At 74.3% G+C, this 13,190-nt stretch carries 9 protein-coding genes and 1 pseudogene; 4 read left to right on the top strand and 6 right to left on the bottom strand.

Going from position 1 to position 13,190, the window contains the following annotated elements; all coding sequences use genetic code 11:
• Positions 1-2: 2 nt before the first annotated feature.
• The 4 genes from ASD48_RS36435 to ASD48_RS36450 all read right to left on the bottom strand — a co-directional run bounded on the left by ASD48_RS36435 (position 3) and on the right by ASD48_RS36450 (position 4,348).
• Positions 3-215, bottom strand: a complete 213-nt coding sequence (locus tag ASD48_RS36435; protein ID WP_057606171.1) for a DUF4287 domain-containing protein — start codon at positions 213-215, stop codon at positions 3-5.
• Positions 216-307: 92 nt separating this feature from the next.
• Positions 308-661 (bottom strand): hypothetical protein, encoded by a 354-nt coding sequence (locus tag ASD48_RS36440; RefSeq protein WP_057606172.1) that lies wholly within the window; start codon positions 659-661, stop codon positions 308-310.
• A 266-nt stretch (positions 662-927) separates the two neighbouring features.
• On the bottom strand, positions 928-1,269 hold the full coding sequence (locus tag ASD48_RS36445) for a VOC family protein (RefSeq protein WP_057606492.1): 342 nt from the start codon (positions 1,267-1,269) through the stop codon (positions 928-930).
• Between the two features lie 52 nt (positions 1,270-1,321).
• The gene (locus ASD48_RS36450) at positions 1,322-4,348 is read right to left on the bottom strand and encodes an AAA family ATPase (RefSeq protein WP_057606173.1); all 3,027 of its coding nucleotides are present in this window, start codon (positions 4,346-4,348) and stop codon (positions 1,322-1,324) included.
• Between the two features lie 348 nt (positions 4,349-4,696).
• Here ASD48_RS36450 and ASD48_RS36455 point away from each other — a divergent pair, with 348 nt between their 5' ends.
• The 3 genes from ASD48_RS36455 to ASD48_RS36465 all read left to right on the top strand — a co-directional run bounded on the left by ASD48_RS36455 (position 4,697) and on the right by ASD48_RS36465 (position 8,410).
• Positions 4,697-5,356: a response regulator transcription factor gene (locus ASD48_RS36455; protein ID WP_057606174.1), complete on the top strand. Its 660-nt coding sequence runs from the start codon at positions 4,697-4,699 to the stop codon at positions 5,354-5,356.
• Between the two features lie 139 nt (positions 5,357-5,495).
• A complete protein-coding gene (locus tag ASD48_RS36460; protein ID WP_057606175.1) occupies positions 5,496-6,170 on the top strand; it encodes a DUF4255 domain-containing protein in 675 nt (224 codons plus the stop codon).
• Between the two features lie 278 nt (positions 6,171-6,448).
• Positions 6,449-8,410 carry an AAA family ATPase gene (locus tag ASD48_RS36465; RefSeq protein ID WP_242432852.1) on the top strand — a complete coding sequence of 654 codons (1,962 nt, stop codon included), beginning with the start codon at positions 6,449-6,451 and terminating at the stop codon, positions 8,408-8,410.
• 30 nt (positions 8,411-8,440) lie between these two features.
• Here the strand turns inward: ASD48_RS36465 and ASD48_RS36470 are convergent.
• Positions 8,441-9,774: pseudogene (locus ASD48_RS36470) on the bottom strand (RICIN domain-containing protein).
• A 119-nt stretch (positions 9,775-9,893) separates the two neighbouring features.
• Positions 9,894-11,273, bottom strand: coding sequence for a hydrolase (locus ASD48_RS36475; protein WP_057606177.1), 1,380 nt, complete (start codon positions 11,271-11,273; stop codon positions 9,894-9,896).
• A 313-nt stretch (positions 11,274-11,586) separates the two neighbouring features.
• On the opposite strand from ASD48_RS36475, the gene ASD48_RS36480 reads away from it, so the two are divergent.
• Entirely contained in the window at positions 11,587-13,179 is a 1,593-nt protein-coding gene (locus ASD48_RS36480) for a phage tail sheath subtilisin-like domain-containing protein (RefSeq protein ID WP_057606178.1), read from the top strand.
• Positions 13,180-13,190: the final 11 nt, after the last annotated feature.

Genomic DNA, 13,190 nt, shown 5'->3' on the forward strand with positions numbered 1-13,190 from the left:
TCTCACACGCCGGCGTCCTCCGCCAGCGTGTGCGCGACCAGCGCGTTGGCGTGGCCGTGCCCCAGCCCGTGCTCGGTCTTCAGCCAGGCGACGAGCTCCATGTGCCGGGTGAGCGGAGAGGCCCGGATCAGGGTCTTCCACTCGGCGACCGGACGTCCGTACTTCTTCTCGATCGACGGAAAGTAACTCGCGGGGCCCTTCACAGTTTCGGTCATGTCCGTACGACCGGTGCGGACGGGAGAAGTGATCGGCGCCGGGGAAGTGATCCGCGTCACCCGCCTCCGGCCGTCGCGTGGCCGGCCCGCGCTCACCCGCCGGCGGCGGCGTACACGGCGTAGGGCAGCAGGATCGCGGGGAGGGTCAGCAGCCGGGGCCCGAGCGGGCGGCCCTTCGTCAGGGGGCGCAGGCCGTCGTAGAGGACGAGCAGCAGCACGACGAACACGGCGAACAGGACGAGCGTGATGCGCACGAAGCCGCCGTCCTCGATCTGGTCGTAGGTGCAGTGGTCCAGGTCGCGGCTGTCGAGGTCCGCGTAGGTGCAGTGCCCGTGGCTGAGGTACCAGCGCGCGCACAGCACGACGACGGCCGTCGGAAGGCCGATCAGCAGGTGTACCAGGAGCGGCGGCAGCCAGCCGCGCAGTACGGGGAGTGCGGTACGCATCCGGTCACCCCACCAGGGCGGGGACGGGCGGGCTGTGGCGGAAGCCACTCCTCCGGTCACAGGCCTGTCACAGCGCCTCGGCGCGCCGGGACCGAGCCCCGACCTCCCGCCTCCTGCCGCGACCTGCCGGTACCGGCCCGGTGCGCGGCTCACTGCGCGGGACCGCGGACCCGGCCGCGTATCCGGCAGTCCGGTCGCCATCATGCGGGCCACCTGGCGGGCGTCGGGCGGTCGGCGGGGGCGGGCGGTTCGGGCGGTTCGGGCGGTCAGGCGGGGCCGCCGCCGAAGCCGATCTCGTTGCCGTCCGGGTCGTGGAAGGTGACCTTGCGCACGCCGTTGGCGTAGGTCTCGCGGCGGGTCGGGGTCAGACCCCGGTCGGTGATGGCGGCGACCCGGGTGTCGAGGTCGTCGACGAAGAGGGTGTTCAGGGCGTGGCCCTCGTGGCCCGGGCGGTGCTCGATGTACAGGTAGCGGTGTTCGGCGAGCTCCCAGACGGCCTCCGCGTCGTTCGGGAAGAACACCGGCGGGGCGCCGAGCAGCCGCTCGTACCAGGCGAGGGCCGCTGTGTAGTCGTTGACGGGGATGCCTGCGAAGAGGTCGACGGCCATCTCCTCATCGTAGGTCCGGCGGCGCGCGACCACCCGGTGCCACGCAGCCGCCTCAGTCCTCCAGCACGCCCCGCAACTCGCCCCGGCGCCGAATGCCCAACTTCCGGTAGGCGCTGGTCAGGTGGGTCTCCACGGTGCGGCGGGCCACATGCAGGAGGTCCGCTATCTCGGTGTTGGTGCGGCCGTCCGCCGCGAGTTCCGCGATGCGGCGCTCGCTGCCGGTGAGGGCCCCGGAGCCGGTGTGCGCGGGCGTGGTGCGGCGGCCGCCCGCGGTACGGAGGGCCTGTTCCGCGTAGGTCAGCAGGCGGACGCTGCCCAGCCGTTCGGCGCGTTCGGCGCCCTCCCGCAGATGGTCGCGGCCCCGCCCGCGTTCACCGGCGGCGGTCAACTGGCTGCCGTGGGCGAGGAGGGAGGCCACGAGTTCCGCCTCGGCCGGGGAGTCCCGCAGGACGGCCACCGCCTCCGCGCCCAGTTCCAGGCCCCGCCGGCCCCGGGTCGCCCGGCCCAGGACCCGCAACGCCCGTCCTGTCGTGCGCGGGGTGTTCCACACCCGGGCCAGTCGCAGTTCCTCCGTCGCCAGGACCAGTGCCTCCTGGGGGTTGCCCAGTGCGAGCCGGCACTCCGCGGCCGCCGTCCGCCACGGCGTGACGACCGGACTGTGCACGGCGCGGGCGGACTGGCGCCGACCGCACTCCAGGAAGTCGTGCAGGGCACCCGCGACATCACCCTCGGTGAACCGCAGCACCCCCCGCGCGTACAGGAACCGGTTCAGCTCCCAGGAGTCGGGGGTGTCGCGGAGGTCGAAGGTGTCGGCCAGCCGGCGGGCCTGCGGCGTACGGCCCGTCTCGACCAGTGCGAGCAGGGTGTGCGCGTCGGCGTTGACCGGGCTGCCGCCGGTGCGCCGGGCGCGGCCCGCCTCGGGCAGGGCGGCGAGCAGCGTGCCGTACGCGCCCCGCGCCGCCGCGATGTCCCACCTGGTGTCCAGCAGCGCCTGTTCCATCGGGTGCAGGAGGCTCGGATGCTGGCCGGCCAGGCCGCGTTCCACCAGGCGTTCGGCCTCGTCGAGTTCGTCGGCCCACTGGGCCACCGCCGCGGCCGTGCCCAGCAGGAACGGCTCGACGAGGGGGTCGGCGGGTTCCGTCAGGAGGGTGCGCAGCCGTCGCATCGCCTCCTGCGCCGGGAGGTCGCCCGCGGTCGCCGCGTACCGCACGAGCAGGGCCTGCCCGGACGCGCCGACGAGTTCCGGGGAGCGTTCGGCGGTGTCGTTGAGCCAGCGGTAGGCCTCCCGGCGGACCGTCTGGTCCTGGTCCGAGAGCAGCGCGGACGCGGTCTGCAGGGCCCGCGCCAGGTCGGGGTGGCCGGCCAGCCGGCCCTCCAGCCGGCGCAGCACCTCCACCGCCGTACGGACCTCTCCCCGGCCCACGAGCGCGGTGCCCAGCGCGATGGCCGTACGGACCTGGTCACGGGGTTCGGCGGGCAGGTCGAGCGCCTCGGCCAGCCGTGGGATGCCCGCCGGGGTGTCGGCGGAGGCGTACTCCAGGGAGCCGAGTTCGGTGAGCAGCCGCTGCCGTAGGTCGTCGGGCAACGGTTCCTGGAGGGCTCGGCGCAGGTAGCGGACGGCGTCGCCGGGGCGGGCGGCGCGCGCGGCCACGGTGGCGGCGTCGCGCAGCACGCGCAGTGCCCAGGACAGGCCGGCGGGCGCGCTGCCCAGCAACTGCCGTGCCACGGCGTCGAGGTGGTCGCCCCGGCGCAGCATCGCCTGGGCGACCGCCCGGTGCGCGTCCTGACGGCGGGCGGGGGACCAGCCGCCGAGGACGGCGTCCCGCAGGAGCGGATGCGCGTAGCGGGGGCGGCCGGTCCGGTCCGGGCGCAGCACGCCGAGCCGCGTCATCGCGGTGAACCAGCCGGAGACCCGGGCCGGGTCGGCGCCGGAGGCGTCCGCGACGAGCGCGGCGAGGGCGTCGGTGGCGGCTTCGGTGGCGGGCAGGGATGCATGAGCGGCTTCGGTGACGTTGACAGTGCCGGTCACGGTGTCGGGACCAGGGACGGGGCCGGGGCCGGGGCGGGCGTGGGTGCGGGAGCCGGGGACGGCGTTCCGGGCCGTGGAGCCCGCCGCCCGCTCAGCGCCCGCCGCAGGTTCGACGCCCGCCGCCCGTTCGGCGCCACCCTCCCGTTCGGCGCTGTCCTCCCGCTCCGACGCCCGCTCGGCCGCCCGCTCGGCCGCGAGCCCGGCCCGTTCGGCCTGTTCCGTCTGTTCCGTGTGTTCCGCCTGTTCCAGGGCCGCGAGGGTCCGGGCCACCTCCGCCGTCGCCGGGCCGGCGCTGTCCAGCCACCAGGAGACGGCCGCCGGGTAGGAACCCGGGTACAGCGCGGCGCACGTCCTCGGGACGGCCGTCGGCGGCGGGGCGCCGTCGAGGTCGTCGAGGAGGGCGTGCAGGAGCAGCGGGCTGCCCGCGCCGGCCCGCACACAGTCCGCCGTCCACCGGTCGGAGGCCGTCGGAAAGGCGGCCCGGACCAGGTCGGCCGAGGCGTCGTCGGTGAGCGGGGCGAGGGTGTGGGTGCGGACCACGGACGGGGACAGGGCGTGGGTGAGACCGGCGGGACGCGGGTCGATGTCGTACTGGCTGCGCTCGGTGGCCACCAGGAGTACCGGTAATCGGTCGATACGGCGGGCCGCCTCCACGAACCAGCGGCGCGAGGCCTCGTCGGCGAGGTGGACGTCGTCCACGGCCACCATGAGCGGCGACTCGTCGGCGTACGAACGCAGCAGCCGCCACAGCCGCGCCGCGCTCCCCCGGTCGTCGTCGCCCGGCCCGACGTCCGCGAACTCGGGTACGGAGCCGAGGAGATGCAGCACCGAGGAGAAGGGCAGCGCGATGTCGTCGGGCGAGCAGCGGGCGCGCAGCACCCGCAGGCCCAGGTGGGTGGCGTGCGCGGCGGCGGCCTCCAGTACGGCGGACCGGCCGGTGCCGGTGGCCCCGCGCAGCAGGACGAGACGGCCTGCGCCGGCCCGGGCCCGCTCCGCCTCCGCCGTGAGCAGCGCGTGCGCGTCCTCGCGTTCCCGCAACGGTCCGGTCATCCCTGCCTCCTGCTGTCGGGCACATCGGACTTGTCCATGTACACGTAGAGGTCGTGCGGTTCGGTACGGGTCCGCGCGGCCGTTGTGGCGAGGCTCACGGTGCCCTGGCACACGTCGAGCCAAAAAGCTCTGACCTGCGACGATGCAGGCGAATCGTGGTGGTGGAGGGCTTGCTCTCGTGGTCCGCCTCGTGGTGCTCCACGATTGCGCGCGCCCCGGAGGTCACAGAAGTCTGGACCGTACCCACCCGTCACCGAGCCCCATCGGACGGCGGGCCCGTGAACTTGGGGGAAACGGTTGCTCAGCTCACCACGGACACCAGAGACCGGCGCCGCGGGCATCGCCGCGATGGGCGCCGCCGTTCCAGGCGTCGCCCTCGGCACCCGGCGGCGGATTCCCGTGGCCGTCCAGGCATCCGATCCGATCTCCCGCGAGGGCGCCGTCAGCCAGTTGCGCGGACGCCCCGAGGTCGAGGTCCGCGAGGAGGTCTCGGCCGCCGCCGGCACGGTGGCGCTGCTGATCGAGGACACCCTCGACGAGGGGGCGCTGGGCCGGCTGCGGCGGATCGTGCGCAGCGAGGGGGCGCGGGCGGTGCTCGTCGTGGGCACGATCCGCGAGACGGAACTCCTGGACGTCATCGAGTGCGGGGTCGGGGCCATCGTCTGGCGCCGCGAGGCCACCGCGCACCGGCTGGTGCAGGCGGTGCTGGCCGCCCACCGCGGCGACGGCGACCTGCCCGCCGACCTGCTCGGCAGACTCATCAGCCAGGTGGGCACGCTGCACCGCGGTGCGGCGGGCCGGCCCGGCGCCCCCTCCCTGGGACTCGCGCCACGGGAGGTGGACGTCCTGCGGCTGGTCGCCGAGGGCCTGGACACCGGAGAGATCGCCAGCAAGCTGTCCTACTCCGAACGAACCGTCAAGAACGTCATGCACGGACTCACGACGCGGTTGCATCTGCGCAACCGGGCGCACGCGGTGGCATATGCCCTGCGGGAAGGCTACATCTGACCGAACGGGCAATCGAAGGCGGACACGCGGGCAGGATGCCTTGCCCGGCCGCCGACCCTGGCGTGCCTGCGGATCCGGGGGCTTCCGGGGCACGATCGTCGGACAGTGGGTGTGGCACGGCAAGTTGAGGAGCACGACGGTGATCCACGAGGTGGACGAGGTCCTCAAAGAGCTGCTCGGAAGCGGCGCGCTCGCGGGCTCCGGCATCGACGTCTCCTTCGAGGCTCCGACGCGGGACTGGGCGGCCCGGCGCAACGCCCCTGTGATCAACACCTACTTGTACGACATCCGTGAGGACGTGACCCGTCGGCAGCGCGGCCAGATGGCGGTGCGGGACGAGCAGGACGTCGTCGTGAAGCGCCGTCAACCGCCGCGCTGGTTCCGGCTGTCGTACCTGGTGACCGCCTGGACGCGGACCCCGCAGGACGAACACCGGCTGCTGTCGGCCGTGTTGGCGACGCTGCTGCCGCGCGAGATGCTGCCGGCGGACGAGCTCCCGGGCTCCCTGCGCGCGTTGGGACTGGCGATGCCGGTGACGGTCGCCGGTATCCAGACCGAGTCGCGTTCGCTCGCCGAGATCTGGTCCGCCCTGGGCGGTGAGCTGAAACCGTCGCTGGACCTGGTGGTCACGGCCCCCTTCCCGGCCTACCCGGAGTACGACGCCGGGCCGCCGGTCACGGAGGGCGCGGCGGTCCGCCTGCGCGGGATGGACGGCGACCCTCCGGAGTCCGGCGAACGCGCCCACCGCCCCCACCAGGTGGCCGCGGCCCGCGCCGCCCGCGAGGCCGCCACCCACCGCCCGGACCAGCGGTGAACGACGCGTACCCCGAGGCGGCCACGGCCGGCACCGCCGCACCGGCGCCCGGCCCCGCCACCGTCGCGCCCGTGACCGTCGCGCCCGCCGCCGACCCGCACGGGACCGGCCCCGCCGGACACGGGGCGCACCGGGGCTCCGGCGCGCCCGCAGCCGGCACCGGGGCACCCGTACCCGCCACCGCCACCGACACCGACACAGCCGCAGCCGCAGCCGCAGCCGACTCCGAGGCTGCCGGTGCGCCGGGGGCCCGTGCTCGGGACGACGGGGCCGGCGCGCTGCTCGGGCGGGTCGGTGTTCTGCGGGACCGGGTCGGTGCCCTGGTCGACCGGCGGGCGGCCGTCGACCCGACGGCCGCCGATCCGCTGCGCGGCCTGTACCTCTCCGAGGAGGCGGTACGGCACCTGCTCGGCGGAGACCGGGCCGCCGCCGGTCCCGTCGCGACCCAGCCCCGGGAAACGGACCCGGCCGACCCGCTCGGCGCCCTCGCCGCCCGGCTCCGGCTCACCGAGCTGGACGCCGCGATCCTCCTCATCGCCCTCGCGCCCGATCTGGACCGCGACTTCGAGCCGCTCTACGGCTACCTCAACGACGATGTGAGCAGGCGGCGGGCCACCGTCGGGCTCGCCCTCGAACTGTGCGGGGTGCCCGCCCACCTGGCCGCCGCCCGCGCCCGTCTCCACTCCTCGGCGCCGCTGCGCGCGTACGGGCTGCTGGAGGTCGAGGAACCCGAACGGCCCTTCCTGTCCCGGACGTTGCGCGTCCCGGACCGGCTGCTCGCCCACCTGCTGGGCGACGACACCCCGGACGCCGCCCTGCACGGGCACCTGCACCCGCTGCCTCCGCCGCTGCCCGCCGACGACGAGGACTTCGTCCGGCTGCTGGCGCGCCGGATGCGGGAGGGCGGCCCGGTCACCGCCTATCTGCGCGAACACCGCGAGGGCGACGGCCTCGCCGCGATCACCTCCGCCCTGCGCGCCGCCGGAATCGACGCCCTGCGCTTCACGGGGCCCGAGAACGGCGTGCCCGGCCTGCTGCGCGAGGCACGGCTCGGCGGCCGGGCGGTCGTGCTGTCCGGGCTCCCGGACCAGCCGGGGCCGCTGATCGGCGCGCTGGCCGACGCGCCGGACGTCACCGTCCTGCTCACGGACCCGCGCCCCTACGACCCGCACTGGTCCACCCACGATCCGCTGGTCCTGGAGGCGCCGCGCCGCCGGGCCGGCGGGACGGCCGCCTGGGCGGCCGCGCTGGACTCCGCCGGTCCCCTCGACACCGCCCCCGGCTTCGACCTCGCCGCCACCGTCGCCCCCTACCGCCTCGGCGGCGAGCGGGTCGCCCGGGCCGCGCGGGCCGCGTCCGTCCTCGCCGCCTTCGAGGGCGGGCCGCTCACCGCCGACCATGTGCGGCTGGCCGCGCGACAGCAGTCGGCGTCCGGCCTCGAACGGCACGCGCGACGGATCCGGCCGGACGTCGGCTGGCAGGACCTCGTGCTGCCCGAACGGCCGCTGACCCAGCTGCGCGAACTCGCGCTGCGGGCCCGGCACCGCGACCGGGTGCTGGGCGAGTGGCGGCTCAGCGCCGGCGGCGGGCGCGGGCGCGGGGTGCTCGGACTGTTCGCGGGCGAGTCCGGTACCGGCAAGACGCTCTCCGCCGAGGTCGTCGCCGCCGAACTCGGCCTCGATCTCTACGTGGTGCAGCTCTCCTCGATCGTCGACAAGTACGTGGGCGAGACCGAGAAGAACCTGGAGCGCATCTTCTCCGAGGCCGACCGCACCGACGCCGTGCTGCTCTTCGACGAGGCCGACGCCGTCTTCGGGAAGCGGTCGGAGGTCAAGGACGCGCACGACAAGTACGCCAACATGGAGAGCGCCTACCTGCTCCAGCGGCTGGAGTCCTTCGACGGCATCGCGCTGCTCACCACCAACCTGCGCGCCAACATCGACGAGGCGTTCACCCGGCGCCTGGACCTGGTGGTCGACTTCCCGTTCCCCGACGCCGGGCAGCGGCTCGCGCTGTGGCGGCACGGGCTGTGTCACGTGCCGTGCGCCGCCGACGTCGATCCCGGGCCGCTGGCCAAGGACTTCGAGCTCGCCGGCGGTTCGATCCGCAGCGCCGTCGTCACCGCCGCCTACCTCGCCGCCGGACGGGACGAGCCGGTCGGCGACGGCGACCTGCTGGAGGGGGCCCGCCGCGAGTACCGCAAGGCGGGCCGCCTGGTGCCGGGCGAAGCCAACTGGTGAGCCCGGGCGGGGCTCGGCCACCCGCCGGGGCTACTCCGCGCGCCACTTCTGGTTGGGCGTCCCCGAGCACGTCCACAGCTGAAGCTTGGTGCCGTTGCCGGTGCCGTTGTCCTTGGCGTCGATGCACTTGTCGGCCTGCGGGTTGACCAGGTCGCCGTACTGGCTCAGCACCCACTGCTGGGCCGGGTTGCCGGAGCAGTTGGCCACCTGGATGACCGCGCCGTCGTCCTTCGACCCCCAGGCGACGTCCATGCACAGGCCGAGCGCGCGCACGGTGCCGTCGCTCTTGAACACCCACTTCTGATTGGCCGACCCGGCGCAGTCCCACAGCTGGAGCGGGGTGCCGTCCTTGCCCTTGCCGTTCTGGGCGCCGGTGATGTCGATGCACCGGTCGGAGGCCTGGCCGATGATCACGGCGCCGGGCACCGGGGCCGTCGTCTGCGAGCCGCCCGAGCCACCCGAGCCGGATCCGCTGCCGCTCCCGCCGCCCGACCCCGAGGAGCCACCGGACGTGGAACCGCCGCTGCCGTCCTCCTCCGCGGCCGGGGCGGAGGGCGTCTGCTGCTCGGGCAGCGGTGCGGCGGAGGCGTCCGCCTTCGGCGCCGACGGCGCGGAGACGGACGGACTGGGCAGCGCGGTGCTGCCGGCCTCCGCGAGTTTCTCGCTGGCGCTGGTGTTGACCTGCGGCTTGTACGCCAGCCAGATCATCACGAACGCGATCGCCAGGGCCATCGTCAGGCTGAGCGCCGTCGCCAGCCAGCGCGGCAGGAACCCGCGCTGCACGAACGTGCCGTCCACCGCGAGCGGCACCGCCCCCGACCGCTGCACGTTCAGCGCGTACGGCCGCTGCTCCTTGGAGCCGAACCAGATGATCTGGCGCGGGCGCAGCGTCGTGTCGACGAACACCGCCCGTCCCGGCTCGATCTGCACACTGCCCGGCCGGAACTCGTACCCGAGGTGGTCACCCATGTCGGCGCCCGTGACGGACGCCGTCAGCCTGGTGTTGCCGAGGTTGTCGATCGCGAGGCGCGGCCGGCCGCGGAACCGCCCCTTCACCGTCGGCGGCACCAGTTCCGCCCGCACCTCGGTGAACGGCGTGATCGTCAGGTTCCCCTCGGGGACGGTCACCGCCTCCGGATGCTCGGTCGGCGTGATGCGCACCGCGTACGGATTGGGGCCGGCCGTCGCGTCCGGGGTGCGCGGCGGGGCGAATCCACCGCCGTCCAGGGCGCCACCGCGCCGACCGGCTCGAAGCGGTACTCGTCGACGACGTCACCGGTGTTGCGCACCCGTAGCCGTACGGTCGTCGTGCCGCCGGGGTCGACGGTCGCCGCGGCCGGTTCCAGAGAAGTCCACAGAGTCACCTGTCGACGCTATGCCGCGGGGCGAGGGCCCGTCAGGAGACCGTGGGGCACGACCGCTGCCCGAAAGGGCCGAGCGGCCGTGCCCGTCCACCGGGTTTCGGACCGGGTGTCACCGCGTGTCAGACGGTGAAGCGGACCGCCTCCAACTGGAGCTTCTGCTCCATGGGGCTGCCGCCGTAGATCCAGTCGCCGTCCTTGGTGCAGCCGTTCCCCAGCCAGCCCCGGTCCTTGATGTGCGGGTTCTGGCAGACGGAGCCCTCGATCGTCTTGATCGTGTAGCCCTCCATCGCCGCGACCGCCGGCTTGCTGGAGCCCATGTACATGTTGACGCCGTCGCCGGCCTTCGACCACTTGTCGCCGGTCAGCCAGCCCCCGACCACATGGGCGGCGTTGCCCGTGACACCGCCGGTCCTCGCCGTGGCGATGTTGAGGGCCTTGATGGGCAGGTCCTTGCCGGTCGTACCGGCGATCGCGCCGTCGCAGACCGGGTCCTGCCAGCCCTTGTCCGCCACATAGGCGCGGTAGCAGATGTGCCGCCCGTCGCTGCGTGCCGCGAGCTTGTTCACGGCGTCGGCCGCCGTCTCCTGCTTGGGCTTCACGGGGGCCTTCGACTCGGTCCCGCCGCCCCCGCCGCCACCGCTGCCTCCGTCGGCCGGGGCCTGGCTGCTGGCGGGCGCCTCGACCACGGCGGGGGCCGTCGGGGTGGGCACCAGGGCAGGGGCGCTGGGCGTGGCCGAGGGGCTGGGCGCGAGGGTACTGACGCCGGCCTCCGCGAGCTTCTCGTTGGCGCTGGTGTTGACCTGCGGCTTGTAGGCCAGCCAGATCATCACGAACGCGATCGCCAGGGCCACCGTCAGGCTGAGCGCGGTCGCCAGCCAGCGCGGCAGGAACCCGCGCTGCACGAACGTGCCCTCCACCTCCAGCGCCTGCGCACCCGACCGGCGCACCGCCAGGTTGTAGCGCTGCTCCTCCTTCGAGCCGAACCAGATGATCTGGCGGGGGCGCAGCGTCGTGTTCACGAACACCGCCCGGCCCGGCTCGATCTGCACATTGGCCGGCTGGAGCTCGTACGCCAGCCGGTCACCGTGGTCGCTGCCGCTCAGCGAGGCGGTGAGCTTGGTGTTGCCGAGGTTGTCGATCGCGAGGCGCGGCCGGCCGCGGAACCGCCCCTTCACGGTCGGCGGCACCAGTTCCGCCCGCACCTCGGTGAACGGCGTGATCGTCACGTTGCCTTCGGGGACGGTCACCGCCTCCGGATGCTCGGTCGGCGTGATGCGCACCGCGTACGGATTGGGGCCGGCCGTCGCGTCCGGGGTGCGCGGCGGGGCGAACCGCAGTGTCTGCGGCTCCACCGTCGTCCAGGGAGCGGTCGGGCCGACCGGCTCGAAGCGGTACTCGTCGACGACGTCACCGGTGTTGCGCACCCGTAGCCGGACGGTCGCCCGGCTGCCGGGGTCGACGGTGACGGAGGCGGGTTCGAGGGAAGTCCACAGGCTCACGTGCCGACGCTACGGGGAGGGCGGCGGGCGGGGTCAGAGGCGACGGGGCAGGGTGCGTGCCCTGCCGGGCCGCGACCGGCTGCCCGAGGGGACCCGACGGCCCGGCACCGCCCCCGGGACCGCCCCCGTGCTGCCGCCGGGGAGCCCGGCGCACCGGCGGCGACTGCTGCGGCGCGGGCGGATGCCGGGGGCCCGTGCTGCCCGCGAGGGCAACAGCCGTGCCCCGGACCGTGCACCGGAAGCCGTTTCGGCAAACGCGCTTCGCGCGTGACGGTGAAAGACGTCCTGACGCGTACCCCGAGGAGAGCACAGCATGCCGTCCTACCTGTCGCCCGGCGTATACGTCGAGGAGGTGGCCAGCGGCTCCCGCCCGATCGAAGGGGTGGGCACCTCGGTGGCGGCCTTCGTCGGGCTCGCCCCGACCGGCCCCCTCAACGAGCCGACCCTGGTGACCAACTGGACCCAGTACGTGGCCGCGTTCGGTGACTTCACCGACGGCTACTTCCTGGCGCACTCCGTCTACGGGTTCTTCAACAACGGTGGCTCGGCGGCGTACGTCGTCCGCGTCGGCGGTACCTCGGCGGGTGCCGCCGGAGACGCCAAGTCGCCCGCCGCGGTGACCGGTTCCGGCTCCGCGCCGGCCGCCCTCCCGGCCGGTGAGCCCAAGCAGCTCGGCACGTTCACGGTGACGGCCGTGGCGCCGGGCGAGACCGGCGGCCCGCTGAGCGTGGAGGTCGCGGACGCGGAGGGCGAAGGCCCCGCCGAGCGCTTCAAGCTGATCGTCAAGGACGGCGACAAGGCCGTCGAGACGTTCGACGTGTCGGCGAAGAAGGGCAACCGCTCCTACGTCGTCACCCAGGTCAAGGAGCGCTCCAAGCTCATCACCGTGGCCGAGGCCGCGCCCGCCGCGCAGCTGGCCCGCCCGGACAACCAGACGGTCGCGCTGGCCGCGCCGCCCGCCGCCGCGCCGGCCGGTCCGGTCGAGGCCGCGCAGCCCGTCGGCCCTGCGCAGTACCTGGGCGACAGCTCCGACCGCACCGGCTTCGGCGGCCTGGAGGCCGTCGACGAGGTGTCCATGGTCGCGGTGCCCGACCTGATGGCCGCCTACCAGCGCGGCGCGATCGACCTGGAGTCGGTCAAGGCCGTCCAGCTGGGCCTGATCGCCCACTGCGAGCTGATGGGCGACCGTGTCGCCATCATCGACCCGCCGCCCGGCCTGAACGCCCGTCAGATCCGGGTGTGGCGCCAGGAGACGGCCGGCTACGACTCCAAGTACGCGGCCCTGTACTACCCGTGGATCAAGTCCTTCGACCCGTCCGCCGGCAAGGCCCGGCTGATCCCGCCGAGCGGCCACGTGGCCGGCGTGTGGGCCCGCAACGACTCCGAGCGAGGCGTCCACAAGGCCCCCGCGAACGAGGTCGTGCGCGGCGCGGTGGACCTGGAGATCCAGATCACCCGTGGCGAGCAGGACCTGCTGAACCCGATCGGCGTGAACTGCATCCGGGCGTTCCCGGGCCGTGGCATCCGCATCTGGGGCGCCCGCACCCTCTCCTCCGACCCGGCCTGGCGCTACCTGAACGTCCGCCGGTACTTCAACTACCTGGAGGAGTCGATCCTGATCGGCACCCAGTGGGTGGTGTTCGAGCCGAACGACCACGCCCTGTGGGCCCGGATCCGGCGCAACGTCTCGGCGTTCCTCGTGAACGAGTGGCGCGGGGGCGCGCTGTTCGGCGCCCGCCCCGAGGAGGCGTTCTACGTCAAGTGTGACGAGGAGTCCAACCCGCCGGAGTCGGTCGACCTCGGCCGCGTGATCTGCGAGATCGGCATCGCGCCGGTCAAGCCCGCCGAGTTCGTGATCTTCCGGCTGGCCCAGTTCTCCAGCGGCAACGGAGAGCTGGAGGAGTAGGCCCGGAGCAG

It is taken from the genome of Streptomyces sp. Root1310 (assembly GCF_001426425.1).
GTDB lineage: Bacteria > Actinomycetota > Actinomycetes > Streptomycetales > Streptomycetaceae > Streptomyces.